The following is a 25,134-nucleotide window of genomic DNA, read 5'->3' as shown; positions in this document are numbered from 1 at the left end:
AATATAGCAGCATAGAGTGTGAGATCTATGCTGTTTCATTTTCATCAAAAGTTTCAAGACTGCTTATAGCCTTGTAGGCATCGGTATCTACTACAGTTTCAGGATTCCTGGATAGTTTATCCTTTGCATCCCGATCATTTTTCAGTTTGTCCTTGATTTGTGTTAGGTTATCTTTGCAGGAATCGATCATCCTTAAATATATAAGTATCATGTTCATTTTATTTTGTCCCTGGGCTTCTTCTAGCTTTTTGTCATATTTATCGTATTGGGATTTTAATAATCTGTAGTAACTGTCATCCTTGTTGATTTCCTCCTGAAATTTATCTGACTGGAATCCAAATGCAAATTTTTTATGATATGCGGATATATTTTTTAAAACGGTGTTGTACACATTTTTGGCTGTATCATTGGATATATTTCCCGATCCCAGAAAATCTTTAGCAAGGTTATATTGCTTGTTTATAGCGTCTGCAGCGTCTGATGTGGACCAATTATCGGTGACAGGACTGTAGGTGCCGTCCTCAAAGTATTCCTTCATGTGATGCTTGAATTGGGGCAGGCTTTTTAAAAAGCTGTCAACTTCCTCTATATCTTTATAATTCATATTTTCTACAGTTGTACCTGATTTTATGCTTGAAAGTTTGTTATCGATATCGGACTGCAGAGTATCCAAATTATTATCCTTGAAGGCCTGTTTTACTATTGACATAGCTTCATTTGACATGGATAATACATTATTTTTGAAGTCCTCTTTATCAAATGTTTTAGATGCTGAAGTACCCTCCGACCATTCCATAGCTGAATAATCAAAAAAGTTTTGAAAATTTCGGGAGAGTCTTTCTGCTGCATTATTTACAGCATCATTATAGGACTTGTCTAGAAGACTTATTTTTTTATCGATTTCATCTTCAGGGGATTCCTTTAAAATTTCCGATCTTATCTTTGCATATCTTAAAGCATAATTTTCAATAAATTCGGGATCATCAGGATTAATGGAATCTTGAAATTCTTTTATATATCCGTATTGAATTTGTGCATCATCGGATATTTCGCTTACACCCTGTGAAAAGTCAATGCTCGATATTGGTGATAGGTTGAGGTCTGGCTTTGAAGATGATATTCTATTAAAATAAAAGTTCATATTGGATCTATTGTAAAAAATTTTATTGTCCGTTATGTTCAAATTCATAATTGCTTTCCTCCTATAATTTAGGATAAAATAAATTTATTAAATTATCGGTATATTCCTGAGAAACTTCAATTATAAATTTTTATAGTAATACAACGATAATAAAATCATGAATATTTTTGTAACTTCAAGAGGAGGTTGATTGCATATGAAAATGCTCGTAACAGGAGGAGCTGGATTTATAGGAAGATGGGTTGTAAAAAGATTATTGGATGAAAATCATTCAGTTACGGTTATGGATAATTTATCTAATGGGAGACTTGAAAATATAGAGGAATTTAAAAACAATTCCCATTTTAAATTTATAGGCGGCGATATAAGAGACAAAGGAAAACTGGATGAAATATTCAATGACAAATTTGATATAGTATATCATCTTGCAGCTTCAATAAATGTTCAGGACAGCATTGATGATCCTGAAGCCACTTTTTTCAATGATACGGTAGGTACCTTCAATATACTTGAGAAGGCCAAGTTCCAGATGTTCGGAAAAAATGGAAGGATGGACGGAAACAGCTGGATACTTGATCCGAAGGAAGACACCTACCCTTGTAAAGTGGTGTTTATGAGTACGTGCATGGTATATGATGTATCTGGAAGTGAGGGAATTTCGGAAAGTCATCCTACAAAACCGGTATCACCCTATGGTGGAAGTAAAATTGCAGCTGAAAACATGGTACTTTCCTATTATAATGCCTATAAGCTTCCAACTGTTGTGATAAGGCCCTTTAATACCTATGGACCATTTCAGAAAACTGGTGGTGAAGGTGGAGTTGTTGCCATATTTATAAATAATATGCTTCATCACAGGGATATAAATATATACGGCTCCGGCGAGCAGACAAGAGATCTTCTCTATGTAAAGGACTGTGCCAATTTCATAGTTGCATCAGGTTATTCACAGAATGTCAATGGGCAGCTAGTAAATGCAGGTACGGGCAGGGATGTAACTATAAATGAACTTGCAGATATTATAAATCATGGTAAAGTCAAAATAAGTCATGTAAAACACATACATCCACAGAGTGAAATAATGAAGTTGAAGTGTGACTATTCCAAGGCTAAGAAGCTTATTGGATGGGAGCCTGAATATACCCTGGAGCAGGGAATTGAGGAGACAAGGAAATGGATTGAGGGGACTAAGCTGCTGGAATAGTGGAGGCAATGGAAAACTAGTTAGGTCTTTAAATTATTGAATATAGGAAGTTTAATTATAAGTACAATAAATTACAATGTGAAAATTTTTTAAAGGTTAATTAAAATGCACTTTCGAGGGGTGCATTTTAATTTTTTGAGTTGTGCCTTTTTACTTCCTGTATATTTCCAATTTTAGGGGGACTTTATAATGAAAATAAAGTGTAAAGGAAGCAGAAAACTATTATATATACTATGTTTATTTGAATCATGGATAAGCTATTATCATAAAGAAAGAAAGATACATTATGTTGTTTTAATAAACTTAATTTTTTTATTAATTTTAGATATAGTATTAACGTTACTGACTCTTATAATCGCTATGTTTTTTAATAATATTCTATTAATTTCTTTTATATGGGTATTTTTATTTTATTTATTTGTTATGATTATAATAACTTTTCAAAATTTATTTGACACTAATTTTAATATAGCTTCTAAAATTAAGATTTTAATTCTTTCTGTATTTAGTGGTTTGAGCTTGAAAAAATGTATAATTAATTTTGTCTTTTATGTATTTAGTTGGATTATATTACTAGTATTTTTAATTTATAATATAGACGATTATATGAAAAATGCAGGAATAAAAAATATTAATTATAATGTACTTATTAGTCTAATTATGATAATTTCATTTATTATTATATTTATTATATATGTTTATGGAATAAACGATCCGTATATAAAATGTAGGAGAAAATTATTGTTATATAGTATATCAACTATTGTTGCTTCAGTAAGTACAATAAATTCAATCGAAGGTATATATAAAAATAATTTTAATTATGTTGATATTTTTAATTTTCAATTTATATTGTTATTATTTGCTTTAATTTTATCAGTTGATAGAGTTATGGGAAATTTTACAATTTTATTCAAAGAATATAATAATAGTAAGTTAGCGATCAGTAGTAAGATATGTGAAAATTGTATTATATTAAGTGTTACTTTTCCAGTTGTTAGAGATAAAATAAAAAACTATGTAATTAATTTTGTGAGAGAAGTTAAAAAAACATTTACGATATATAAAGGATTTAATTTTGGAAAAAAGCTTCTGGTGATTATATGTTTTATATTTAGTATAGTATTTTTAATTTTTGTATTAAAGCTTGAATACTTATTAGAAAGTAAGTCGGGAATAATAATGTTTAAGTTTACTGATGTCATAAGGAATATGTTTTATTCACTTAATGAATTAGTTGGATATAAAATTTCAAATATACTATGGATGATCTTGGTGGTAATAGCTAAAGTATTTTTAGTTGTCTTAATAATAATAGTATCAATATTTTGCTTAATATATATTGGTGATACTGGATTAAATATAATAGGTATTTTCAAAGATAGTTTTTCTAAAAAAAGTTTGGATTTTTTTAGGATTCAGATAAATTTAAAAAAGTTATCTATTGGTATATCTATTTTGGGTTTTATAGTTATTATGCTATTTGCATTCCTTGACAAAAGAGAGATTATACCAAATGAAATTATTCTTCAAATAATAATTTTCATAGATTTACCTGTAATTATATTATATGTTATATGTATTATTAGTAATAAAATATATAGTATGGTAAAAAAATATAAGAATAAATAATAATTTGATAATCAAAATAAATGGGCCTTTCTTGAAAAAATTGATGTTTTAGAGTTAGAAAAATCTCAAAATTCTATTTTCAAGTTTTAACCTTTTGACTTTATCTATCGACTTCTTACTTGACGGTTAAAAATGTATTTTTAAATATATGAGTTTTTCAAAAAAAGAAATAGGAACTATGCTGGATGATTATATAGAGGATAGAGGTATGGTAAAAGATTTAATTATATATGGGAGCAAAATTACCTATAATGAGGATAACCTTATTGTAATGCTTGGTATAACTTATGGAATTTTCAAAAATGAAAGAGGACAATTAAAAATTCACAATAGAATATATGAGCAGTGGAAGCTCAATCAGAGAATATGATATAATAAAAATAATGGTGCGGTGTGCGGTTGATGGAACTGGCACAGATTGTGTAGATGATTGGATATGAGAGGTGTGTTTATTGAATATAGATGATGGAAGTATAGATAAAATAATAAAATTTCTTACAGAAAATATAAAGCCATATTTGATATATTTATTTGGTTCCAGTGTAAATGGAATTTTTAGAAGTGATAGTGACGTTGACATTGCGTTTATAAGTGATGCGAGGACTTCTGACTATGAAATATTTATGTTGGCACAAAAACTTGCAGATATATTGAAAAGAGATGTTGATTTAATTGATTTAAAAAAGGCATCTACTGTATTTAAAGTTCAAGTAATAGCCGGAGGAGAACATATATACTGTAGTGATAATAAAAGAAGGGCTTATTTTGAAATGTATGCATTTAAGGATTATGCAATGTTAAACGAAGAGAGGGAAATAATATTGAAAAATATAAAAAAAAGAGGACATGTATATGAATGATGTTATATTAAACAAAATATCTGTTATTGAAAGGTGTATAAATAGGATAAATGAAGAATATAAAAATAATCCTGAGAATTTGAAAAATTATACTAAACAAGATTCTATAATTTTAAATATTCAAAGAGCCTGTGAAGCTTCTATAGATTTGGCGATGCATGTAGTTTCAGAAAAAAAGCTTGGTATTCCACAAAATAGCAGGGATGCATTTGAAGTACTATTTCAAAGTAACATCATAGATAAAAAACTCATGGATGATTTAAAATCTATGGTTGGGTTTAGAAATATAGCAATCCATGATTATCGGACCGTAAACCTTTCTGTAGTAAAGAAGATAATTGAAAAGCACATATATGATTTGAAAAAGTTTGCAGAGCACATGTTTCGGTTTTATAATAAGTAGCTAGATACAAGATTTAATGTCTCTTGTATAGCTTCCTAATCTTTTGCACTTAACATAATGACATCACCGTTCTTGCTAGTTATCTGAAATGGCTTTGAATTTACTATAGTTTGATTTATTATATTATATATATCATTTCTTGCTGATGTAACATTATAAGTTTTCATCAGTATAACCTCATAACTATTCCCAAGTAGCTTCTATTTAAAAGAGAAGCTACTTCTTTATTTGTTATTAATACAGAGGAGTCAAACATTAAGTATATAGATGATGCAAGCAGATATAGTTTGTATAAGAAATATTGATTCTCTTATATATAGATATTTCAAACAATATTGTAATGAAAATAGACTTGACTTAAGTATAAATAGCAATAATTCAGATATTACAAATATATTTGCAAAATCAATAGCTGAAGTTGGCAAATTTTATGATGATATAAAAATTATTGATCAAAAAAATCTAACTTTCATCATGGAGGAAGTTTTTTGGATAAAATCTTGTAACTATTTGGAAATAGAAGAATATCAAAATGCAGACAGAGTTGGAAGAATGAGCGGTAATAAGAGTGAAGGACTACATAAACTTCAGAAGAATTCAAGAACAAGAAGTGCAATATTTAAAGTGCTGGAAATGTATAACTATTATATTAGGGCAAAACACAAGGTGGATTTTTCAAGGATACAGCTGGAGTTCATAAAATATATGTCCAATAATAAGGATTACTCTTCCTATACTTATTAAAGATAAAATAAAGGATATGTATAGCCTTGAAGAAAAAGTTAGACAATGGATAATCAAAGAACTTGAAATAACTTATAAATATCCAGAGAATTTTATAGATATAGAGTATCAGGTAAATAATTTTTCGAAAATTGGCTTTGTGGACATATAAAGAGTTATATGGGTACAACAAATACTTGTAAATATGGAATAGCTTCGGACGGAATGGATCTTGTCGTCTTAAATAAAGAATTTAAACGAGAAAAGGATATACCTTCATTTGATGGTTCTATGCTTCCTTCATCTATGGGAAATTATTCATATATGGTAGTGTCAGAATTTTTGCTCCCCACGTTTTTTAGATATATAGTTATTATTTGTCAAGTGTAGTTAAGATATTCCGATAATTAACCAAAATAATAATTTTTGATACAAATAAGACAACATATTTAAATCCAAAAGAGGGAGATTCTTATGAAAAACATATTAAGTTTGGTTATTACGTTGAGTATTATTTTAGGAGGAGTATCTTCTGTATTTGCAAAAGATACATTTAATATAGAAAGGTTGTGGGGTAATAATAGGTACTCTACATCTGTAAAAATAGCTAGTAAATTTAGTCCTGATAAATTGCAGAATGTTATATTGGCAAGTGGAGATAATTTCCAGGATGCGTTATCTGGAAGTGTACTTTCAAAGAAGCTTAATGCCCCAATATTATTGACAGGTTCAACACTGGAAAGTTCCTCGGATGCAATAAACTATATAAAACAGAACCTGGACAAATCAGGTACAGTGTATGTTATAGGAGGTTCGGCATCAGTAAGTAAAGATGTGTGTAATCGGATAACAGGACTAGGATATTCTATTAAGAGGATTAGCGGCAGTAACAAATTTGCTACTGATAGTGAAGTTATAAAGACTTTGGACATAGCTTCAGGAACTCCTGTCGTAATAGCAAACAGCTCTGTATTTGCCGATGCCTTAAGTATATCAAGTATAGCAACTATGAAGGGCTATCCTATAATACTTAGCAGTTCTGGTTATTTGTCAGATGAAATGTCACAGTCGATTAAAAATATACAACCTAGTAAAGTATATGTTATTGGTGGAGAGGGTTCTATAACTTCTAACGTAGTAAGTCAGATTAGAGGTTTAGTATCTGCATTAAAGGATGATGATATTATTAGAATAGGTGGATTAGATAGATATGAAACTTCCTTAAATATCTGTAAATACTTTAATATAAAAACCGATACAGCTGTACTTGCAAATGGAGAAAACTTCCCTGATGCATTATCTGGAAGTGCACTTGCGGCTAAACTAAGTGCACCTATAGTTTTAACTAATGGTCAAAATATAAATAATCAGAAAGAGTATATGAGAAATGCTAAGTATTCTAAGTTGATGATTTTAGGCGGAGAAGGAGCCATAAAAGAGTCATGTGCTAATATATTAAATGATAAAGCTGTGGAAATACCTTCAACAAATGAAAATATGTCAGATTATATGGAAAAAGGTGAATGGTACTACTATCAAGATAGTACAGGTTCAATATACAAAGTAAAAACAGATGGTACGAAGACAGTTCTTGTATCTAAGTGTGAACCTAGTTCAGATCCTACTCAAAAATGTTACCGCTGGCTGCTGACAGTCAGGGATGGATGGGTGTATTACAAAGATGTGTGGGGCGATCCTAAGTATATGCAGTCAGTAGGAAAAAACAATGAACTTCATAGGGTAAAAACAGATGGTACATCTGATACTGTGATTCTATCAGCTGAAGTTATAAATGGGGGCACTATCATAGGTGATTGGATTTATTATAATGACTTGGACAATTTCTATAGAATAAGGCTTGATGGCACAGATAATGCTCTAGTAGAAGATAATATGGATGCAAGTAATGTAGTTTCAGATGGTAGTCACATTTACTATAGTAATGGGCATTACACATTGAATTCTTCATCTGAAACGGATACAACAGAACCTACTAAGCATAGCATATATAAATGTAATCTTGATGGGTCAGACAAAGAAGAGCTGATTACAGATGTAGATAGAAATCCAATTATAGAAGGGTATGATGTGAAAACAAATGTTTTATACTACTACTACCAAAAAGTAATTGGGTCATCTGATGAATTTTTGTACAGTATGAATACTGATGGTTCCAATTCTAAACTGTTTTTTAATGGTATTAATGATATGAATGGAGTTTCTGTAACTATAGGTAATGGGTATTTGTATATTCCTTATAGTAGACTTATACAAGGTGGACGTATATTTAAAGTCAAATCTGATGGTACAGAAACGGTGACTTTAAATTCACCAGTACTTGTTTTGAATTTAGCTGCCTATGGAGATTGGCTTTACTATAAAGGTGGGGATAATGGAGTGTATAAGATGAAGACAGACGGGACTGGTTTTTCTAAAATTAAATAGATTAAGATAAGTATGGATTATCATAGGACATTCTGATAAAATAAAGCTAGAAGATAGATAATCAGTAGGGAAGTGATTATTTTATTATCATTTGTAATTGCTTTATTAATTTGCTACTAAGTTATAAGTAATGAGGGTGAGTATTATAAAAGTAAATGAGAAAACTTTGATAAAAGATATTATAAGTATGGGGCCTAAGGCAGTTGAGATATTAAAAAAATCTGGCCTGGAATGTATTGCATGTTCGGCATCTCAAAAGGAGAGTATAGAAGAGGCTGCAAAAATTCATAAAATTAATCTGGATGAGCTGATTAAAAGTCTGAACAAAATTCCATTAGGAGAAAAAATAAAATGGAAAATAAAAAGTAAAATTATAAATAGTATGAAGTCGAGATATTCTAAGTAAAATAAAGAGTTTTAATAATTAATTAAAGAAACTAATTAATGTGATTAGTTCTCAGATTGTTCAAAAACCCGGAACTTTTTAAAGTTCCGGGTAAATTATTGACCTGAAATAATGCAGGTCTACTCTTGATATCTTCTTTTTTAATTGAGTATGATTTTTCATTGTAAAATATAAACACAAAAAAATGATAAAAAAGATGACTTTAACGAAAATTCATTTGTAAATACCATTAGGGGAGATCTAGAAAGATTAAACAAAGGAATTTAAGGAAAAGGATCCTACGAGATATTGGAGGCTTGATTATCTTGAGTATTGTGAAGATACATATGCAGGCATAAATTACTAAGTAACACGTATGTATGTTTACCTATATACTGGAAGATGATATTATTTATTCTATAAAGAAAGGTGAATTTATATAATTTTCTAGTACAGGGGGAATTTTTGTGACAGAAAAGGAAGATTGGAAGAAAAAGGGTAAAATTAAGTGGAAGAGCATTTTATGCTGGATTTTTATTTTAGCTGTAGTTTGTATAGGAATATGGTCGTTGTTCATGGATATTAGTACTATTAGTTACAAACTTAATAAACCATATTTTTTAAGTGAATTTTTTAATAATATAGAGGATGAAGAAGCTGAAAGTACAATGTTTCAGGTACAGGCTTCTGTTGCAACACTTGGGATAGCTATTATAGCTCTTTTATCTGAGTCATACAAGCAATACTATTTTGGAATATCTGTATCTAATTATATTATGAATGATAGATATTCGGCTAGTAAATCCATGGGTATACTTAAGTATAAGAATGTTATAATAATGGAAATGGTACTTGTATTTGTAAATTGTTTTTTAGTTTCGAGTGGTTTTAAGAGACTACCTATTCTAATATTTGCAGTAAGTATGTCACTTATGATCTTTATGTGTCATTCAATTTTAATTATATTTAATGGTACAAGAAAATTAAAAGATGATATGCAAGAATTTTATATTGGATATTTTAAGAATATAGATAGGAAAGAAAATAAGAGCAGAATTGAATACATACTAAATGATTTAGATAAGGATCTTAAAGAAAGTTTTGTTGGAAACTATTTATTGAATTTCAATGATGATTTTAAATTTTTATCTTCATTATTTGAATCTATAATCTATAAATATGATAAAAATATAATGGATAAATGGTGTAATGTATATTCTAGTAACTGTATTCTAGTTTTTAACAAAAAGAATCTTGAACAGGTGAAAAAAATAATTACAGATATATTTAAATTATATGAGAGATGTAATAATTATAATTATAAAAATAGTAAAATTGTGTATCTAAAAATATGGGACAATATTGAGATGGATTTTTTTGCAAATGTTCCAAGTATCATAGATAGGGAAATGATTAGTGACTTAATATCACTTCATGCCACACTGTATAAAAATATTATTCCTGGCCAAGAAAATTCTTTTAACCATGATTTAATAAATTTTCCTTATAATATAAATAAATCTATATATTTGGATAAAAATATTAGATTTTATAATGAAGCTTTCTCTGGTATACTAAGAAAAGATTTATTTAATGATATTATACTGTATATAACTAATTTGGAATCACATTCTGTCCGTGAGATTGCATTTTCTGAGCTTCTTAATCATACAAGAGTTTTAATAGATAGCTTTGATAATGATGCTTTGAATAAAACATTTTTTAACGATACACATATAAGTGGAAATGTTATAAATAGTAAAAATGAGTACTACATTAAGTATTTTTGTGGTATATTAATTTATTTTTATTATGTGCGTGAAAAAGGTGTAGATAAAAAAATAAGTAAATTTGTTGAAGATGTAATGACATCTAATGAAAGTACTATAAGAAATTTTATTGATATTATATGTATGTATTTATATGAAGACAGTTCCAGTTTTGATTTCGGATATGTAAAGGATCTTAAATATAAATTGAATTCATGGAAACAGGAAGATAAAGGTCAATTTATTGCTATTGATGATATGATAGAAAAATTTTTCTTGTTTTCTTTATTATATACAGCTAGCTATATAAATGAATTTGTAGATAAAGTTTCTCTTGTAATAAGTGAAGAAGAAATTGTCTTCTATTATTTTTATATTGGTTATAACGATGAGAACTTGAATAATATGAAAGAATCTTTTAAGAAGTTTATTGAAATGTTTTTTAAAGATAAAATTAGTAAGGATAAACTTGATAAAAAAATGTCTGTACTTAAAGAAGGTCTTAAAAATGTATATAAAAAGAATGAAATTGAAAGAGCTGAAAATAATAACTTAGAAGGAGAAAAGCTAAGTGAAATTAAATCTGAATTACAAGATAATATTAAATTTGAATTAGACAAAATTACAAATAATTTTAATAAATTTAAACCATGTGATATAAGACAATTTTCAATTAATAAATTTAATGAAAGCCGATTTTTTATAGATTTTAAATTACTAAAAATGAGATATAAAATTGAATCTATAAAAAAGGATGCAATATATAATTTTAACTTAGAAATAATTAATATTTTAAAAAATCAAAATTTATTAGAAGTTAGAAACTGTGGGATGAGAGAAGTACTGGGTTATTTATTTGATTTGTTCCAACAAGGCAATTTGAATTTAGACACAATTATAAGATCTAGACATATACTTTGGGAAGATAATCAGGCAGGATTTAAGGAATTTATTAAAAATAAAAATGATATATTGGTACCTAATTTAACTAATGAAATTATTGTTTTAGATAGTAGCAGGCTATATATTAGTGTGAAAAGTATTAATGTAGATATCAGAGAATTAAATAGAAATTATATAGAAATTAAATTGAAAAAGTTAAAAATAGATTACCAGGGAAAATATCTATATAATATTGTCAATGATATATATTTGCCTTTTGAAAAAGAAGAACTTATCAGATATATATCCAGTATTAATAAAAATATTCATATAAAAGTAGATATCGAGTATGGACATTCTGGGAAAAAGGCAGGATATATATTGAAGACCAGCTAGTAAAAGTCAATTCTTTTTAAGAAAAAGTTTTTTCTTAAAAATATGTATTCATTGCTGAAATAATGAACAATAAAAATTTAATATATTTTGGAGGTACACTTAGATTTGTGCAAACCAAATTCAGGGCAGAAGCCATTTGAGGTCATAATATAGCAATTTCTAGAAGCATAAATAAAAAAGCATCTAGGATAGGAAAAATATGCAAGATTGGACAATAGAAACGGATACAGCTCTAAAAATATCAAGACTTCATGAAAGATTTAAAAGAATTATATGAGTCAGTTAATGAAACAATGGCGGGACAGGTAGTATAATTACTGGATAATAAATGGATAGATAAATATTCTGTAGTTGTACAATCATAGAAAAATAGCTGGTAAAACCTATCTATATATAATGGAACTATATATAGAATATAGTAATTATGCGATATTGAGAGAATTTCTAATTCCTGATTGTCTATTTTTCAGAGAAAAGCTCAAAGTAAAGGGGGACTGGAAGTTGGAAAATCCAAGTATAGAATATACACTTGAAAAACATTTAAAATGTTTATGTGAAGAAAATTATCAATATGGGGAATTAATTGCAACATGGGAAATGGATAAAAAAGTATATGAGGATATGCTTGAAGCAGTGGTTTACAATTTTCCCCATTACAGTATGCATGAGTCCAGCCATTCAAAAAGTATTATAAATAATATAGAAATGGTATTAGGTAAAAATAGGATAAAGTTGCTTGGACCAACGGAAACATGGATGATATTGGAAAGCTCGTATCTTCACGATTTTGGTATGATACTACAAAATGAATATGTAGAAGATATATGGAAAAGTGATGCATTTCAGGAGTTTTTGCAGGAAAATTGTAAATCCCTAGATAAGGATTTAAAAGAAGCAGCATCTTATATTTCAAATTTAAAAAATTCAATTAGTAATGATAATCTTGATAAAGATTGGCCGGTAAAAATAAGAAGATATATAGTTGAAATAATAGCTGCTTATTTTAGAATAGATCATCCAAAGAGAAGCATGAATTATATAAATGATTTTGATAAGAATCTGAAATTTGATTTAACCCATGGAAGCTTGATAAAATCAAGGCTTATTAAACTTATAGGCAAGGTGGCTTTTTTACATGGTCAGTCCTTTGAAGAAGTTAAAGAACTTGAATATAAAGCTGCAGGCTTAAAATCAGATTACATACATCCAAGATTTATAGCTGAAATGATTAGAATTGGAGATGTACTGGATATAGACAATGGAAGGTTTAATGAGATTTTGATAAGAGTTTTTGGAAAACTTCCGGGAATGTCTAAAATTCACTTTAAAAAACATGGCGATATTACACATATATTGATTAGTCCGACTGAAATAGAAATTACTGCAGATTGTTCAGATGATGATGAAATAAGAGAGACAAGGAAATGGTTTGATTGGATAAGAGATGAAATAAGAAATATTACTGCAGATTGGATGGATATAGTTCCAGAAAACTTTGAAGGTTATCCACCTAAAATAAGGTTACTAAAAATATTAAAAAATGGCAAGGATGATGAGGGAATATCAGATTTAAAACTCGATATACCGAGAAACAGAATGTTTGAAATATTAGAGGGGGCTGGAATTTATGAGAATAAAATCGATTTTCTTAGAGAATTGATTCAGAATGCATTGGATGCATCTAAAATTCAACTGTGGAGAGATTTGAAAAGTGGCATTTATGATCCATGGATTAAGAAAAAAGATGTTGAATTGAAAAATTTAACTCCGTTTGATATAGATAAAGAAGTTTATGATGGTTATAAAGTTTCTATAAAAATTGAATCTATCAAAGATGATAACGAAAAAATTAGAATAAAAGTAATCGATAGAGGAATTGGAATTAGTAAAGACAATTTAAAGAATATGTCATGTGTAGGTAAGAGCTGGGACAAAAGAGATAAGTTTAAAGATGAACTTAAAGATATGCCGTCTTGGCTTAAGCCCACAGGTGGGTTCGGTATAGGAATTCAATCCTGTTTTATGGTTTCTAATCAAATAATTATAAGAACAAAAACTGATGAAGACAGGCATAATGTAAGAAAAATAAAAATTGAATCTGGAAAAGGAAATGGTTATATAACTTCTGAAATTTATGAATACGATAATTTTAAAAATGGTTCTGAGGTAGTATTAGACATACCTAAAGATTTCAATAAATCCTATACATTAGGCGGATATGCAGACTCAAAATTTAGAGAGTATGATTCATTTTCAAGTCCGGATGAAGATAGATTTTATCTTTGGAGCATAATTGAATATATAGGAAATCAATTTCAAAGTCCATTATTTAAGCTAGAGTTATTTTGTGATAATAGGTTTGAGGAGTCCTATAATTGTTTTATTGAAAGTTATGAACAGTATTTTAATGAAGATGAAAAAGATGAATTTGAATCTACAAGTAGGTATCTATTTAAGTTTGATAAAGAAGATTCAAATAAAATATATTTATGGGATAGAAAATACAGTTTTTTTGTATACATTCAACTTTTACCTATAAAAGATTATAGATATAATTCAAATAGATTTTGTTTTAAAGGTGTTGCAATAAAAGGATTATCCGGGTTTTATATTGGTGTATGCAGCATATATTGTGATATTAATGGAATGGATGTTAATGAAATATTGACTTTGAACAGACAGAAAATAAGAGGTGAATCCCAAAGATTGATATGCCAAATATTGGATGAAGCTATAAAGTTTATAGCTGAAAAATATAAGTATAAAATAAATAAAAATGAAGAATTCATTCCTAAAATAAATACTTTATCCTTGAAAGTGTTATTTGATCAGTATAATATCAACGAAGATGGTATTGATAGGAAACTTATGGAAAATTGCAATGAAAAGATAATTACCTTGGAAAACAGGGAAAATAAATTGTATGAAACGATTGTTGATATTAAAGATATTTTGAATGAGGGTAGAGTAAATTTTATTCATATTGAAGACTTTACATATAAAGATGAAATTTTAAGTTATTTAAAAAAATCTGAATTTAATTCTGAAATGATTTATAAATATATCATGAATAATGAAAATTTAGAACATATAATTATAAATCGTTATAACTTAGAGTATATAAACAAAATTAATATTAATATTAATGATTTTAAAAATAAAAATGTATATATTTATACTTATGAGTTATCAAAAAAGAGAATTTTCCGTACAATACAAATGGATAATAATGTTAAAAAGGATTTCTTGAAAAAATTATGTGATCGATTTTCTAAAAGAAAAGCAATTGTAGTAATAGAAGGATATGAAAATTTAGCTGTTACAGAATTACCAAAAGAATATTCTGATTTTAGATATAATGGGATAAGAAATTCATATGCTATCATATCGCCTATAACAAGAGAAGATGGTAAAAGAATAAAAAACAATAGTATATCTAGGGAAAAAATAAAAGAGGAAATCAAATATAGAGATGATTTTAAGAATCTTGTTGATTATGTCTATGAAAATAGAATTAATATTGAAACAACAAAAACAAGTATAGTAGAGGGTTACGTTAAGTTAATTGATAATTATTATGATGTTGTAAAAAAATGAACTAAAATTCAAAATGGATTATCCTGAAACATTTTGATAAAATAAAGATAACAAACGCACTTTTCCTATGTATAAGAACTCATGTTCTGGAAAATACTAATAATACTGAAAAATACTTCTAGGAATGACAGGAGGAAAAAAGATTTCAAGCTTCCTTCAATTATTCCAATGGTTCTTTATAATGGGAAGAACACATGGACTGCTTATAGAAATTTTAAAGATGTATTGAGTGGCAGCAAACTTTTTAAAGAAAATGTAATAGACTTTAGGTATATACTATTTGATATTTACAGATATGATGAAAGACATCTTGATATGGCAAATATGGTTTCTACAGTATTTCTGTTTGACAAAGAAATAAACAGGAATCAGGCCAAGATTAGACGGAGAATTTAAAATGAAAATAGAACAAATATTAGAAAAATCAGGTCAAGGGGAGGTGGATTCCATGGTATCTAATCTGGGAAAAACTATAGATAATATCATAAGAGAAGGTAAAAAGACAGGGCTTGAGGAAGGAAGAAAAGAAGGTTAGACTAAACATCTAACCTTTTTTATAACTAATAGCCAACTGCTGCAGGTTGCCTGTAATGAGGATAGCCTCCGGCGGGATATCTTGAAATATGTCTCGGTAAACTATCGGGTCTGTGTCTGAAACTTGGGGTGCTGTTGATATTGCTGGTATCACTTGAATTGGTGGTTGCTGTAAATGATTCACCATCTGCTCCGATTTCAGAAGGATATATTGCAATATTTCCGCTCTTTGATACCATGGCAACAGGACTGACATTGCTGCTTGAATTATTTGGTGAATTGCCATTGACCTTCATGGATTGGTATTTTACCTTATCCGTATTTGCCAGAGGCAGGAGCTGGCTGTACTGATCTGATGGATCCTCACTGATCCATTCTGCCGATGTTCCGATTCCCTGTTCATAGGAAGAATCAAGAGTAGTGGATATGGTTTTGGTTATTGTTTTTACTTCAGGTGTAGTTGCAGTAAAGGTTAGATTCCATTTGGAATCCGTGGCCTTGGATATAGTTACGCTGATGCTGGATCCAATTGGAATGCTTATTATATTTTGGGCAACATCAGGTAATTTTTCCCAGAAAACTTCTGCAACAGGTTGTCCATTTTTAATTTCTTCTATAGTTCCCATTTGAAGAAGATCTTCAGAGTCTACTCCACCGAGGCCTATCCATTGTGCAGCTGAAGCGTTTTGATAATTGGATGAAATGCTAGGTACCGTCCAATTCCCGGAAATGCTTGTATAAGCATTGTCCTTGGAAGTAGGTGTAGCTATGTAACCTGCCCAGTTGCTGGATTTTTCAGTGTTGGCTGGAAGGTTTATGGTATTTGTAGTATTTTGAGGTTGATAGCTGTAAATTGATTGAATTGTGTCCCGCCTTGGGTAATAACTTGACAGAATGTAGCTGCTTCCGGTGGTACTGCTGAATTGCTCTTTGGCGATTACAGAACTGGCTCCACATCCTGATATTATAAATAATGCCAGTAATAAAATTTGAAACTTTTTAAAAATATTCTTCATTGTTTGATTTCCTCCTCTCTCCATCTTTATATACATTTTCCTGCTGTTTTATTACAAAACCGTGGTGAAAATATTACTATATTGTAAACTTTTTATTGCTGTATAAATTGAAAAAGGCATCTATTGTATTTAAGGTTCAAGTGATAGCCAGAGGATAGCATATATGAGGAAAATAATATTAAAAAATATAAGAAAAAGAGGACATATATGTATGAATGATGTGATATAGATAAAAAACTTATGAATCAAAAAAGCCGGAGTATTGAAAAGTAACAATTTTAAGTACTCTGTTTTTTTTATTTTGGAAGAAACCATTTTATTCGGCATTGTATAATTTCTCTGGAGTAAATCCAAACTATTATGGGTGATATTAATGGATGATTTCAATATAAACAGCAATATAAAAAAGATTATTGATGGTCTTGGAAATACAGATACAGTTATAACAAGATTCTTTGAAATAGGGAATAAGTTTCCGATACAGGCGGTACTTCTTTATGTGAACTCCCTTGCGGACAGGAAATCCATAGACATGAATATACTTAAGCCTCTTATGCTGTATACAAATGACAACCTGAGGTTCTCGATGGATATATGCAGCATAATATGCAAAAAGTATATAACCTCAAGTAGTACATCTATAGAAAAAGATATCCATCAGGCAATATTTGCGTTGAAACGTGGAGATACTGTATTAATTATAGAACGTACAGATGATTTTATAATAATAGATACAAGAGATGGGGACTACAGGCAGATATCGGAACCTTTAAATGAGTATGCAGTCAGGGGTTCAAGAGAAGGATTTGTTGAAAATCTGGAGACAAATGTAAGTATGATTAGAAGAATGATAAAACATCCGGACCTCACTATTGAAAACTTTACTCTTGGGAAATATACTCAGACAGATATAAAGCTTATATATATAGACAGTATTGCAGATAAAAAGATAATGAAAAACATACATGATAAATTATCTGTTATAAATGTGGATTCAATAACGGGAGCTGGTATTATAGAACAATATATAGAAGGCCATCCCTATAGCTTGTTTCCACAATGTTTTGCAACTGAGAGGCCGGACATAGTCATAAATGATTTGATGGAGGGGAGGGCTGCAATATTGTGTCAGGGTACTCCCTATGCCCTTGTGGTTCCTGCACTGTTTATAGAATTTTTTCAAGCGATAGAGGACTACTATGAAAGAAGCATATTGTCTTCTACAATTAGGATTTTAAGATTGATTGCAGTTGTCCTAGTTATAACTCTCCCTGCGGCCTACCTGTCATTTATAAAATTCAATGCAGAGCTTATACCAATAAAATTTCTTCTCCCTCTGGTGTCTACAAGAAGAGGACTCCTGCTGACGCCTCTAATTGAAATATTGTCCATGGAGATGATAGTGGAGTTTTTGAGGGAGGGAGGACTTAGGCTTCCTGGTAAGATAGGTCAGACTCTCAGTCTTGTTGGAGGCTTCATAATTGGTGATGCAGCACTAAAAGCACGGCTTGTGAGCCCTGCCACTCTTGTAGTTGTAGGAACGGCTGTAATCGGAACATTTGTTATTCCGAATTATGATATGTCACTTTCCATACGTATAGTGAGATTCCCAATGATAATGCTTGCAGATATATTTGGAATCGTAGGTATTGCTGCCGGGTGGTATCTGATTTTACTGCACTTGTTTTCAATGAAAAGCTTTGGAGTTCCCTACCTATCTTTAAAAAAACATGATTTGGAGGATACCTTTATAAGGGCGCAGTTGTGGAATATGGACAGAAGACCTGAAGCCATACCGAATAAGAACAGTACCAGACACGGAAAGTTCATGAAAAAGTTTAGGAGGAAACATTAATGCAGAACAGTCTGGAAAACAAAATAACTTCATATCAGCTGCTTTGCATTTTAACAGGTACTGCCATAGGTATAGGCCTGATTAATCTTCCAAATGAAGTAACTCAAATTGCCAAACAGAATAGTTGGATTTCAGTTATTATTGGAGGAATTTATCCTCTGTATATAGTATTTATTGCATGCATACTGCAAAATAAGTTTCACGATATGAACATACTTCAATTAAGCAGAAAATTTTTTGGAACCATTCCTGGAAATTTCCTTAATTTAGTTTTTATGTTTAATTTCATAATATATGTTACCTCTATTGCATCCGGACTGACTATTCTTTTGACCACCTTTATAATGAGTTTTATGTCGCCGGTAAAATTACTCATATTTGTAATTTTCCTTGGAGCCATATCAAGTTACAGTGGATTAAAACCTCTGGCAAGTATAAATGAAGTGATCTTTGTAGTTACTATAGTCGTTTGTCTTATTTCTCTTGTTGCACTGGGTAAGGGTAAGATTTTAAACGTACTTCCAATATTTGATCCAGATATTGGATCCCTGCTCAAGGCGAGTTTTGAATCATGCTTCTCATATGGGGGTGTAGAGATAATATTCTTGTTATATCCGCTGCTGAGTGATAAAAAAAATTTTAAGAATCATGCTCTGAAAGGGGTATTGTTTCTGGTAGTTTTGTATTCGTCAATAACTTTTTTGACAATATACTATTGCGGGATAGATTTGATAAAAAAATCCTTCTGGGCGATACTTATATCTACTAGATCCATTGAAATACCAATAATAAATAATTTCAGATTTATATTCATGTTTTTATGGAGCATAATAATTTTTAAAACTATTTCCAATAATTATTTTGCATCTGTATTTATATTACAAAATTTACTTAAAAAGTTTTCAATAAAGAAACTGTCCATGATTATGTATCCATTTATAGTACTAATGTCTTTTAACTATATAAATGAGGAATCCAGGAGAACTTTTTTAAAATTTATAATCCCCAAATATGCTTTGTTCAATATAGTATACTTGACTACAGTATGCTGTATGGCACTTGTAAAAAAGGATGATTTAAATGAAAAAAAATAAATTTTTAATTATAATAGCCATGATGGCTCTTATATTTTCATTTTTTATGGCGGGTATTAAGAGTTCAGATACAGTTGAGGAGCTGGAAATAGTAGCTGGAATAGGTTCGGATATTGAATACAAGACTCCGGATTTGGTATTGTACAATATACCTTTATCCACCTATGTATTTGGAGAAATGGGTGAAAATGGTGAAAATACGAGAATAAGCAGTACAATAAGAAAAGGTGTCGGGAAAACTCCAGGTGAAACCAGGGAAAATAGACAATCCATATCGGATAAAAAGAGTATATTGGGATTTGAAAAAGTATATGTAATAAGTGAAAGTACTGCTGTTTATGGAATCGAGCCAATAATGGATGTATTATTCAAAAACCCGCAATTGAACGATACCGGTTATTTTGTAATATGTAAAGGTAAGGCTGAAGATATGCTTTCCCATAAGGTAAAGGGATATCCAAGTTCCTCTGATTTTATAGAAGGACTTCTGAAAAATGAGTTTAATTATTCCTTTTTCCCAAAGGATACAAAAATAACGGATTTATACACTTCACTTTATGTCGAAGGTGTCAATCCTGTCGTACCATATATTGAAATATGTGATAATAAAATAAAAGTATCAGGTATGGCCCTGTTTAAAGATGCAAATATGGTTGCAAAATCAAATTTTAACGACAGCAAATGGCTTAATCTTATGAGGAACGATAGAAGCTTTGGTATTGTGACTTTGCAGAAGACTTCGAAAAATTATACAGACTTTTATGCGGATTCATCAAAAAAAGTCCATGTAGATAAAGTGGATGGAAAACTCCATTTCACAATAGAATTGAAATTAAAGGGAAATATAATTACAAATACCTACTTTAAAGATCTTTCAACAAATAAGAAAACTAGAAAACTTTTTGAAAAAGAAATTGGAGAAATAGTACGTAAAAATTGTTATTTGATTATAAATAAAATGAAAATGGAATATAAGACAGACTGCATGGGACTCGGGCGTTATGCCGTAGCCAAATATGGAAGATGGAGCGGCACGGACTGGAACAAAGAAGTGCTTGATTCCAGCATAGATGTAGATGTAAAAGTATCTGTAGAAGGCTGCGGACGTGGTGCTTTTCAAAAATAATAAAGGAATTGTATATAAGAACGATAATAAATATGTGTGGGTAATCAAATATTTATCAGGGAGATGATGATATGGATGTAGCAGCACTATCAATTGTGATGAGTCAGTCAAAGGTTCAGCAGGATGCAGGAATGGCAGTTATGAAAATGGCCATGGACAGTGGAAAGGAAACTGCAGCACAGATGACCAAAATGATGTCGGATATTTCAATAGACCCCAATCTTGGCAATAACGTAGATAGATTGGTATAAAACAAAATTGCAACAATGAGCTTGATTGATTGTAGAGAGATGGTATCATCTCTCTATTTTACATGCTTAAAACATATCTATACAGGATAAAAATGTGGACGTGATTCTTTTCAAAAATAGTTGCATTTGATATGATATAAATAATACAATAAAATGCTGTCTGGAGGTTTGTCTTATGAAAAATAAGAAATATATTAATTCTGTTATTCAGGGTGATAGCATTGAGGTTATGAAAAAACTTGATGATAATTCCATTGATATGGTTCTGGTTGATTTACCCTATGGAACTACCCAGAATAAATGGGACAGCGTCATTCCACTGGTGGAATTGTGGGAACAATATCATAGAATTGTAAAAGATGATGGGGCAATGGTTTTTACTGCATCTGGAATGTTTTCCGCCAAACTGATGATGTCCAATCCGGATGAATTTAAATATAAGTATATATGGGAGAAATCTAAAGCTACAAATTTTCTTAATGCAAAAAAGCAGCCTTTAAGAAAATTTGAAGAAATACTGGTTTTCTATCAAAAACAGCCAGTTTACAATCCTCAAATGACGCGGGGTTCGGCATATGACAAGGGGACGAGAAAGAATCAATTGACTGGAAGTTATGGAGATTTTTCACCTGTGCAGGTAAAAAGCGACGGGTATCGTTACCCCACTGACATTTTGTACTTTAAAACGGCAGAATCTGAAGGAAAGGTGATACATCCAACCCAAAAGCCTGTTGCACTCGGACAATTTTTGATTAGGACGTATACAAATCCAGGAGATGTTGTGCTGGACAATACATCAGGAAGTGGATCATTTTTAGTTGCTGCATTGCGTGAGGGGAGAAATTTCATAGGTATAGAGAAAAATGAATTTTCTGAGCAATTTAAAACTAAAAATGTTGACTATGTAAAAGAATCCTCCGAACGTATTTGTGAAGAATACTTGAAGCTTGGAATGATTGAGCAATCCACATTGATCCAGGATAATTTATTGAAAGTGGGGGGAACATCTTGGCAAATCTCAGATCAAACGAAAGAAGCGAAGCTATTGAACTGATTAAGCAGTCACAAATGCAATTTGAGCATTCCGACTTGGTTTTTAAATCTGCAAGTGGAGAACTGACTCTTGATAAATCTTCAGGCGATGAAGATCGCAGAAATAAAAGTTTGTTTCCTGATGTTGTGTTTTTTTCAGATAAATACCGTATGAATGTACTACTTGGATGGGAACTTAAAATGCCTGATACAGATATTACTAATTCTGAACTGATTTCCAATGCAAAGGACAAAGCGGAAAGATTGGGAACCAGTGTCTTTGTAATATGGAATTTTCGTCATGTATCAGTTTATCATAAATCCGATGTATGGAAATTGATTAAAACATGGATGGACCTGGACGATATTAGAGATAGGGAACAAGTGCGATTGAATGAAAAGCGATGGATAAAATTGTTGAAGGAAGTTAACCTTTATTTGAACAAATTATTCATAGAGAACAGAATTACTGAAATACCATTGACATTATCCTTAAAATCATTTATTACGGATATAGCTGATAAATATTCTATTGTATTGAGAAACCATTATTTGGGATTGAACAATAGAAGCATACTGGCAAAGATCAAACTCTGGTATGATAATGAAAAAGTCGAATTTTCATTAAATGCTTCTTCAGTAAAAGCAGAAGAGAAAGTTTTTCAATTTTCAAAGAACATACTGATAAAATGGCTGAACCGTATTACATTTAGCTGTTTGATCAGGACCAATTATAATTCAATCAATGAAATTTTACATTCAATGTTTTCTGGAGAAACCGTTACTCAGATCTCACAAAAATTTAATGCTGCTACTGAAATCACTGATTTTTACACCATTTTTCATGCCGATGGAATTGAATCGGAAATTCCGGAAGGCATCTTCTCTGTGATTACCCAGTATGCCTATTATCTGTTTCAAAAAGATTTTTCTACAATCAACACAGAAGAATTTCAAAAGATACTGGAAAATTCCATTCAGGTAAGTAAGAGGGAATTAATGGGCTTATACACCACTCCGAAAGAGTTGGCAGAATTGTTGGTAAAATGCACTATTTCCGATATGGATAAAGATGTATATGATCCTACTACTGGTTCAGGAACTATTGCAGCAAAGGCCATGGATTTGGTTTCCTCCCATAGGGGCATGGATAGGGCGCATGAATTAATCTGGGCTTCGGATAAATACGATTTTCCATTACAAATAGCAAATTTATCTATGTCATCTAAAGAAAGTATACATTTGATAAATAAAGTCTTTAGAAAGAACATTTTTTCTGTAAGAGTTGGTGATAAAGTTAGTATAGTTGATCCAAATGATGGATTGAGGAAAGACTATATTATTCCTAAATTTGGATCGATTGTCGCAAATTTACCCTTTATACGGAGTGAAAAAATATCACCTGAAGATGCAGAATACAGGGTGAAGATTAATTCCTGGATTAGCAAAATGGGATATGAAACTATGAATTTGAAATCTGATTTATATCAATTTATATTGATTTATTTATATCAGTTGCTGGATGAATATGGACGAGTCGGAGTTATTGTTTCCAATTCATGGATGAAAACCAAGAAAAAGAAAAACTTTTACAATATTTTGAGTAATTTTTATAATGTCCAATCGGTAATTATATCTTCCGGAAAAAAATGGTTTGATAATTCAGATGTAATAACAACCCTGCTGATTTTATGTAAAAAGAATACCAGGGATAGATTAACAGGCACTACTAAATTTATAAAGATAAGCAAGAACCTGTGTGAAATAGGAGATTCCATCAATTCAATTTCTGATTCGATTTTACTTAATATTGACATACCGGATGAATTTGGATGTGAATACTCATATTCGGAAACCGAAATAAAGGGATGTATTTCAAGCGGTTTGTCATTAAATATTTTATTTAGTGACGTAAGCTGGTTTCAGGGCATAAAAAATATTTTAATACCTATGAAGTCGGTATTCAACAGCAAACGTGGGACCAAATCTGGAAATAATTCTTTCTTTTACAATATTGATTCTTCTGAAGGGATTGAACAGGAATTTATCATTTCTATTTTAAGCTCTTCCGATTCAATAACAGGATTTTTTGCAACTCATGACAGCAATGCTTTCGATGCAAAAGGTTTTTCAAAAGAAGAATTAGATTCTTTTGGGAAAAGTGGAGCATTGGGATATATAGAAAAATATGAAAAAATGCCAAAATCAAAAACACAGAATATGTATGATAGATGGTATCAGCTCCCGAAGGCTACTACAGGGGATTTTGTCACCTCCATCAATCCCGACCAGCGTTTATTTTGGTCAAGAATACCAGATGACTTATATATAGATCAAAGATTATGCGTCTTTTCACTTAAAGATGGGGTAACTTGTAAGAAGAAATTATTACATGCTTTGCTGAATACATATATTGGGCAGTTTTTCATCGAGGCTACAGGATTTGGGAGAGGACTCGGAGTATTGGATACTACCAAGGACGGTCTATTGGATGGCAGTATTCTTGATTATAATTTATTGTCCTGTGAAGACAAAACCAGTATAATGAATATTTGGGAAAAATTATCCTTATCAGATGTTCCAACTGTAACAGAATGTTTAAGCAATAGCGAATGGATTCATTTCAATAAACTTGTTTTCAAAGCTTTTAAGTGCGAAGGAATTCTGCCTAAGGTGATGAATACTCTAAAACAGGCAATTGAGCTGAGAAAGATGTGAAAGCATGGAATAATACGGTAATTTTGGGAGCAGTTAATTGACTGTTCCCTTTTAATATTAGTTAAATGTAG

23 protein-coding genes are annotated in these 25,134 nt (G+C 30.3%); 20 read left to right on the top strand and 3 right to left on the bottom strand.

All coding sequences use genetic code 11. From position 1 onward, the window contains the following. Nucleotides 1-25: 25 nt before the first annotated feature. Entirely contained in the window at nt 26-1,189 is a 1,164-nt protein-coding gene (locus ACSVC9_RS09295) for a hypothetical protein (RefSeq protein ID WP_446897214.1), read from the bottom strand. Nucleotides 1,190-1,337: 148 nt separating this feature from the next. Here ACSVC9_RS09295 and ACSVC9_RS09290 point away from each other — a divergent pair, with 148 nt between their 5' ends. The 5 genes from ACSVC9_RS09290 (at nt 1,338) to hepT (ending at nt 5,240) form a co-directional block, all read left to right on the top strand. Beyond that, nucleotides 1,338-2,345 carry a dTDP-glucose 4,6-dehydratase gene (locus ACSVC9_RS09290; protein WP_446897213.1) on the top strand — a complete coding sequence of 336 codons (1,008 nt, stop codon included), beginning with the start codon at nt 1,338-1,340 and terminating at the stop codon, nt 2,343-2,345. A 741-nt stretch (nt 2,346-3,086) separates the two neighbouring features. After that, on the top strand, nt 3,087-3,977 hold the full coding sequence (locus ACSVC9_RS09285) for a hypothetical protein (protein WP_446897212.1): 891 nt from the start codon (nt 3,087-3,089) through the stop codon (nt 3,975-3,977). Nucleotides 3,978-4,125: 148 nt separating this feature from the next. Then, entirely contained in the window at nt 4,126-4,347 is a 222-nt protein-coding gene (locus tag ACSVC9_RS09280; protein ID WP_446897211.1) for a hypothetical protein, read from the top strand. Nucleotides 4,348-4,429: 82 nt separating this feature from the next. Next, nucleotides 4,430-4,837, top strand: a complete 408-nt coding sequence (gene mntA / locus ACSVC9_RS09275; RefSeq protein ID WP_446897210.1) for a type VII toxin-antitoxin system MntA family adenylyltransferase antitoxin — start codon at nt 4,430-4,432, stop codon at nt 4,835-4,837. Further along, a complete protein-coding gene (gene hepT, locus ACSVC9_RS09270; protein ID WP_446897209.1) occupies nt 4,830-5,240 on the top strand; it encodes a type VII toxin-antitoxin system HepT family RNase toxin in 411 nt (136 codons plus the stop codon). The genes mntA and hepT overlap by 8 nt, the downstream gene beginning before the upstream one ends. A 35-nt stretch (nt 5,241-5,275) precedes the next feature. Here hepT and ACSVC9_RS09265 read toward each other — a convergent pair whose 3' ends face one another. Further along, complete coding sequence (locus ACSVC9_RS09265) at nt 5,276-5,407, bottom strand: hypothetical protein (RefSeq protein WP_446897208.1); 132 nt, start codon at nt 5,405-5,407, stop codon at nt 5,276-5,278. Between the two features lie 100 nt (nt 5,408-5,507). On the opposite strand from ACSVC9_RS09265, the gene ACSVC9_RS09260 reads away from it, so the two are divergent. From ACSVC9_RS09260 to ACSVC9_RS09220, 9 genes are all read left to right on the top strand, one after another. Then, entirely contained in the window at nt 5,508-5,984 is a 477-nt protein-coding gene (locus ACSVC9_RS09260) for a hypothetical protein (RefSeq protein ID WP_446897207.1), read from the top strand. A 16-nt stretch (nt 5,985-6,000) separates the two neighbouring features. After that, entirely contained in the window at nt 6,001-6,135 is a 135-nt protein-coding gene (locus ACSVC9_RS09255) for a type I restriction enzyme HsdR N-terminal domain-containing protein (RefSeq protein ID WP_446897206.1), read from the top strand. An 8-nt stretch (nt 6,136-6,143) separates the two neighbouring features. Continuing rightward, complete coding sequence (locus ACSVC9_RS09250; protein WP_446897205.1) at nt 6,144-6,353, top strand: hypothetical protein; 210 nt, start codon at nt 6,144-6,146, stop codon at nt 6,351-6,353. Between the two features lie 84 nt (nt 6,354-6,437). Next, complete coding sequence (locus ACSVC9_RS09245) at nt 6,438-8,408, top strand: cell wall-binding repeat-containing protein (RefSeq protein WP_446897204.1); 1,971 nt, start codon at nt 6,438-6,440, stop codon at nt 8,406-8,408. A gap of 136 nt (nt 8,409-8,544) precedes the next feature. Further along, on the top strand, nt 8,545-8,814 hold the full coding sequence (locus tag ACSVC9_RS09240) for a DUF1858 domain-containing protein (RefSeq protein ID WP_446897203.1): 270 nt from the start codon (nt 8,545-8,547) through the stop codon (nt 8,812-8,814). A gap of 446 nt (nt 8,815-9,260) precedes the next feature. Beyond that, on the top strand, nt 9,261-11,840 hold the full coding sequence (locus ACSVC9_RS09235) for a hypothetical protein (protein ID WP_446897202.1): 2,580 nt from the start codon (nt 9,261-9,263) through the stop codon (nt 11,838-11,840). A gap of 501 nt (nt 11,841-12,341) precedes the next feature. Further along, the gene (locus ACSVC9_RS09230; protein WP_446897201.1) at nt 12,342-15,437 is read left to right on the top strand and encodes an HD domain-containing protein; all 3,096 of its coding nucleotides are present in this window, start codon (nt 12,342-12,344) and stop codon (nt 15,435-15,437) included. An 81-nt stretch (nt 15,438-15,518) separates the two neighbouring features. Next, the gene (locus ACSVC9_RS09225) at nt 15,519-15,833 is read left to right on the top strand and encodes an Rpn family recombination-promoting nuclease/putative transposase (RefSeq protein WP_446897200.1); all 315 of its coding nucleotides are present in this window, start codon (nt 15,519-15,521) and stop codon (nt 15,831-15,833) included. A 1-nt stretch (nt 15,834) separates the two neighbouring features. Beyond that, nucleotides 15,835-15,972, top strand: coding sequence for a hypothetical protein (locus ACSVC9_RS09220; RefSeq protein ID WP_446897199.1), 138 nt, complete (start codon nt 15,835-15,837; stop codon nt 15,970-15,972). Nucleotides 15,973-15,997: 25 nt separating this feature from the next. Here the strand turns inward: ACSVC9_RS09220 and ACSVC9_RS09215 are convergent, their stop codons facing one another. After that, the gene (locus ACSVC9_RS09215) at nt 15,998-16,987 is read right to left on the bottom strand and encodes a G1 family glutamic endopeptidase (RefSeq protein ID WP_446897198.1); all 990 of its coding nucleotides are present in this window, start codon (nt 16,985-16,987) and stop codon (nt 15,998-16,000) included. A gap of 373 nt (nt 16,988-17,360) precedes the next feature. Between ACSVC9_RS09215 and ACSVC9_RS09210 the strand changes: the two genes are divergently transcribed. From ACSVC9_RS09210 to ACSVC9_RS09185, 6 genes are all read left to right on the top strand, one after another. Beyond that, on the top strand, nt 17,361-18,842 hold the full coding sequence (locus ACSVC9_RS09210) for a spore germination protein (protein WP_446897197.1): 1,482 nt from the start codon (nt 17,361-17,363) through the stop codon (nt 18,840-18,842). After that, entirely contained in the window at nt 18,842-19,936 is a 1,095-nt protein-coding gene (locus ACSVC9_RS09205; RefSeq protein ID WP_446897196.1) for a GerAB/ArcD/ProY family transporter, read from the top strand. Before ACSVC9_RS09210 ends, ACSVC9_RS09205 begins: the two co-directional genes overlap by 1 nt. Beyond that, nucleotides 19,923-21,062: a Ger(x)C family spore germination protein gene (locus ACSVC9_RS09200; protein WP_446897195.1), complete on the top strand. Its 1,140-nt coding sequence runs from the start codon at nt 19,923-19,925 to the stop codon at nt 21,060-21,062. The genes ACSVC9_RS09205 and ACSVC9_RS09200 overlap by 14 nt, the downstream gene beginning before the upstream one ends. 71 nt (nt 21,063-21,133) lie before the next feature. Further along, complete coding sequence (locus ACSVC9_RS09195) at nt 21,134-21,313, top strand: YjfB family protein (protein WP_446897194.1); 180 nt, start codon at nt 21,134-21,136, stop codon at nt 21,311-21,313. Between the two features lie 175 nt (nt 21,314-21,488). Beyond that, on the top strand, nt 21,489-22,367 hold the full coding sequence (locus ACSVC9_RS09190; RefSeq protein ID WP_446897193.1) for a DNA-methyltransferase: 879 nt from the start codon (nt 21,489-21,491) through the stop codon (nt 22,365-22,367). Continuing rightward, the gene (locus ACSVC9_RS09185; protein ID WP_446897192.1) at nt 22,322-25,063 is read left to right on the top strand and encodes an N-6 DNA methylase; all 2,742 of its coding nucleotides are present in this window, start codon (nt 22,322-22,324) and stop codon (nt 25,061-25,063) included. The genes ACSVC9_RS09190 and ACSVC9_RS09185 overlap by 46 nt, the downstream gene beginning before the upstream one ends. The last annotated feature ends 71 nt before the right edge of the window (nt 25,064-25,134 follow it).

This window comes from Clostridium sp. LBM24168 (assembly GCF_052953915.1).
This window is presented reverse-complemented; position numbering and strand designations above follow the sequence as displayed.

Coding starts and splice junctions, on each gene's coding strand:
- ACSVC9_RS09295 (WP_446897214.1), bottom strand. CDS start 1,189: ATGAATTTGAACATAACGGACAATAAAATTTTTTACAATAGATCCAAT.
- ACSVC9_RS09280 (WP_446897211.1), top strand. CDS start 4,126: ATGAGTTTTTCAAAAAAAGAAATAGGAACTATGCTGGATGATTATATA.
- ACSVC9_RS09205 (WP_446897196.1), top strand. CDS start 18,842: ATGCAGAACAGTCTGGAAAACAAAATAACTTCATATCAGCTGCTTTGC.
- ACSVC9_RS09290 (WP_446897213.1), top strand. CDS start 1,338: ATGAAAATGCTCGTAACAGGAGGAGCTGGATTTATAGGAAGATGGGTT.
- ACSVC9_RS09225 (WP_446897200.1), top strand. CDS start 15,519: ATGTTCTGGAAAATACTAATAATACTGAAAAATACTTCTAGGAATGAC.
- ACSVC9_RS09260 (WP_446897207.1), top strand. CDS start 5,508: ATGATGCAAGCAGATATAGTTTGTATAAGAAATATTGATTCTCTTATA.
- ACSVC9_RS09190 (WP_446897193.1), top strand. CDS start 21,489: ATGAAAAATAAGAAATATATTAATTCTGTTATTCAGGGTGATAGCATT.
- ACSVC9_RS09220 (WP_446897199.1), top strand. CDS start 15,835: ATGAAAATAGAACAAATATTAGAAAAATCAGGTCAAGGGGAGGTGGAT.
- ACSVC9_RS09245 (WP_446897204.1), top strand. CDS start 6,438: ATGAAAAACATATTAAGTTTGGTTATTACGTTGAGTATTATTTTAGGA.
- ACSVC9_RS09215 (WP_446897198.1), bottom strand. CDS start 16,987: ATGAAGAATATTTTTAAAAAGTTTCAAATTTTATTACTGGCATTATTT.
- hepT (WP_446897209.1), top strand. CDS start 4,830: ATGAATGATGTTATATTAAACAAAATATCTGTTATTGAAAGGTGTATA.
- ACSVC9_RS09210 (WP_446897197.1), top strand. CDS start 17,361: ATGGATGATTTCAATATAAACAGCAATATAAAAAAGATTATTGATGGT.
- ACSVC9_RS09200 (WP_446897195.1), top strand. CDS start 19,923: ATGAAAAAAAATAAATTTTTAATTATAATAGCCATGATGGCTCTTATA.
- ACSVC9_RS09255 (WP_446897206.1), top strand. CDS start 6,001: ATGTATAGCCTTGAAGAAAAAGTTAGACAATGGATAATCAAAGAACTT.
- ACSVC9_RS09265 (WP_446897208.1), bottom strand. CDS start 5,407: ATGAAAACTTATAATGTTACATCAGCAAGAAATGATATATATAATATA.
- ACSVC9_RS09195 (WP_446897194.1), top strand. CDS start 21,134: ATGGATGTAGCAGCACTATCAATTGTGATGAGTCAGTCAAAGGTTCAG.
- ACSVC9_RS09250 (WP_446897205.1), top strand. CDS start 6,144: ATGGGTACAACAAATACTTGTAAATATGGAATAGCTTCGGACGGAATG.